This is a genomic window from Consotaella aegiceratis (assembly GCF_036541425.1).
GTDB classification, from domain to species: Bacteria; Pseudomonadota; Alphaproteobacteria; order Rhizobiales; family Rhizobiaceae; genus Consotaella; species Consotaella aegiceratis.
In genome coordinates, this window is the sequence record NZ_JAZHFT010000113.1 from 1 (window position 1) to 2,495 (window position 2,495).

General features: G+C 61.6%; 2 protein-coding genes and 1 pseudogene. 2 read left to right on the forward strand and 1 reads right to left on the reverse strand.

The genetic code is table 11. The features are described 5' to 3' along the window. A partial coding sequence (locus tag SMD10_RS25185) for a type VI secretion system Vgr family protein (protein WP_331688471.1) occupies window positions 1–1,184 on the forward strand: 1,184 nt, incomplete at its 5' end. 3 nt (window positions 1,185–1,187) lie between these two features. Beyond that, a complete protein-coding gene (locus tag SMD10_RS25190) occupies window positions 1,188–2,123 on the forward strand; it encodes a DUF4123 domain-containing protein (protein WP_331688472.1) in 936 nt (311 codons plus the stop codon). Window positions 2,124–2,363: 240 nt separating this feature from the next. Here the strand turns inward: SMD10_RS25190 and SMD10_RS25195 are convergent. Then, window positions 2,364–2,495, reverse strand: a pseudogene (locus tag SMD10_RS25195) (IS5/IS1182 family transposase); the annotation flags it as partial.

Consider the following 2,495-nt stretch of genomic DNA (forward strand, 5'->3'; position numbering starts at 1 on the left):
TGAAGCTGTGGTTTCCGTGGGACCGGCGGGCGAAGAAGGACGGCTCCGACACCTGCTGGGTGCGGGTCAGCCAAAGCTGGGCGGGGGGCACCTGGGGCGGCCAGATCATCCCGCGCATCGGCATGGAGGCGATGGTTGCCTACATCGACGGCGACCCCGACCGACCGCTCATCACGGGGTTGGTGCCCAATCCGAAGCAGGCCGTCCCTTACGAACTGCCGGCGAATAAGACGCGCTCGATCATCCGGTCGAACTCCCACAAGTCGACCGGCTTCAACGAGCTGACCTTCGAGGATGCCACTGGCGCGGAGAACATGTTCCTGCACGCCCAGAAGGACCAGACGACACGGGTCCTGAACAACCGCACCAAGCGTGTGGACGCCCACGAGGTGGCCTCGATCGGCGGCAACCGGGCGCTGGAGGTGGCTCAAAACCAGAAGACCGAGGTCGGCGGTTCGATGAACCTGACCGTCGGTGGTACCGGCGCGCAAGCCCTGGGGCTGATGGCGCAGATGGCGGGGCTCGCCGGCCACACGGCGGGACTCTTGTCCCAGGCGGGCGCGATCGCCGGCGGCGGCGGCGCGGCGCTGACCGGCTTTGCCGGCACGCTCGCCTCCTCCGCGCTGGGCTTTCTGGGCCTTGGCGGCCTGGGCTCCCGCGAGGGCGTCGTCTCGGGGCCGAACCCGCGCGCCGACGCCGGCACGGCGCTCGCCGGCTCCGGCGCCGGCATGGGCGAGGACGCCTCGAGCCTGTTTCCTTTCGGCGGCATCATGAACACCGTTGTCGGCGCCTTCAAGTCCGACACGGTCGGCGTCGCCCAGGTCGAGCAGATCGGCATGTCCAAGGTCACAAACGTCGGCGCGACGGTCATCGAGAGCATCGGCAAGGAACAGCGCACCACGGTCGGCGAGACCATCCGCGTCGATGTCGGCAAGCTCTACAACCTGGTGTCGGGCGAGAAGGTCCGTGGCGAGACCAAGGTCTGGGAGATCTACTGCGACGACGTCATCCACCTCTCGACGCCCGGCGGCTATATCGAGCTGAACAAGACAGGCATCAAGCTCTACGCCCTGAAGATCGACGTCGAAGGCAACCGTATCAACTTCAAAAAAGGCGGCCCCGGAAAAGGCGCCTCCTGCCTGAAAAAGATGTCGCAATCATCCACGCCGTTCGTGAGGATGTGACTGATGGAGATATCAACCGACGAAACGCCGGACACTGAAATTGCCACGTGTGGTTTCCATGCGGCACTCGACACGATGCCGTCACCACTGTTTGCCGTGCTTGACGGTGGGCACTTTGACGATCTGAAAGACGAGCTTGCAGACGTCGGCATAGCAAGCCGTTCACTCTTCCTGGAAGTCGGCGATGACGACATGCGGCGAGACGGGCCACGATTGGTCGCATTGGAAGATCGTAAAACACGCAAGCACATCGAGGAACTCGTACTTAAGAAGCCATGCGCCGTCATCTGGTCCTGTCCCGACGGAGAAAACGCGCTGTGGCGGCATTTGAGAACCATCAATGAAGTCTGGATCCCGGACGAACGGTTTTCAAGCAATGAAAGACATTCCAACAAGCCCGTTAAATATGAAAGGGTGCTGTTCCGTCATTGGGATCCCAACGCCCTTGCTGTCATCCTGCCGCTGCTCGATACTCAACAGCTCGCTCATCTGTTCGGCCCCGCACAAGCGATCTTCATAAAGGCCGACAGGTTGGCAAGAGCGAAAAGGCCGGACAATCTGCCAAAAGCGCAAAGGGGCATGCTGACGATCCGCGGCGATCAGCTCGAAGCTGTCGAAACCCATAGTCGAGCCTCGTACTGTAGCCGGATGGCCGCGCATCTTCGGGCCATGGCCCCGCAGGAAACGGCTGCCATGAGCGAGCAAGAGCTGAATGAACGGATCCTGCGTTACGAAGCGTCGGGAAATGGACTTGGCCTAACTCAGGAGCGGTCCTTGAGCATTTGGGGCTTTCTGATGCTCGCCAGCGGGGATCGGTTCGAGCATCAGCCGGAGATTCGAGAGTTTTTGTGGTCCGGGCCAGGGACCCCGGATGAGAATGTCGAAGCCCTTCTCCATCAGATGACACGCCTCGCAAATACGATCGAAGAGGTGAGTTGATGCCTTGGCTTGGGCTTGGCCTCCCCGCGCTGGTAGGTGCAGGAGAAAGCGCTGCAGTCATTGGTGGGGGTGTAGCAGCTGTAGAAGGCGGCGCTGCAGTCGCCGGTGGCGCCGCGGCGACATCAGGTACTCTCAGTACTGTCTTGGGGGGAGCAGCCGTTGCCGGGACGGGCCTCCTTTTGAGCGGTGATACTTCAGTCAATTCGGTAGCGGTTCCTGCTCTCAGTGTCCGATTCAAAACTAAGCAGATGAATTAGCGAGCCTTGCGACGCGGCGAGCGAGGAGTTGGACCGAGGCGAGGAACAGCCATGCATTGGCAGATGCGATGGTCTGCTCGAAGTCCTTGGCAAGCCGTCGATTGCGATTGAGCCA

Coding starts and splice junctions, on each gene's coding strand:
- SMD10_RS25190 (WP_331688472.1), top strand. CDS start 1,188: ATGGAGATATCAACCGACGAAACGCCGGACACTGAAATTGCCACGTGT.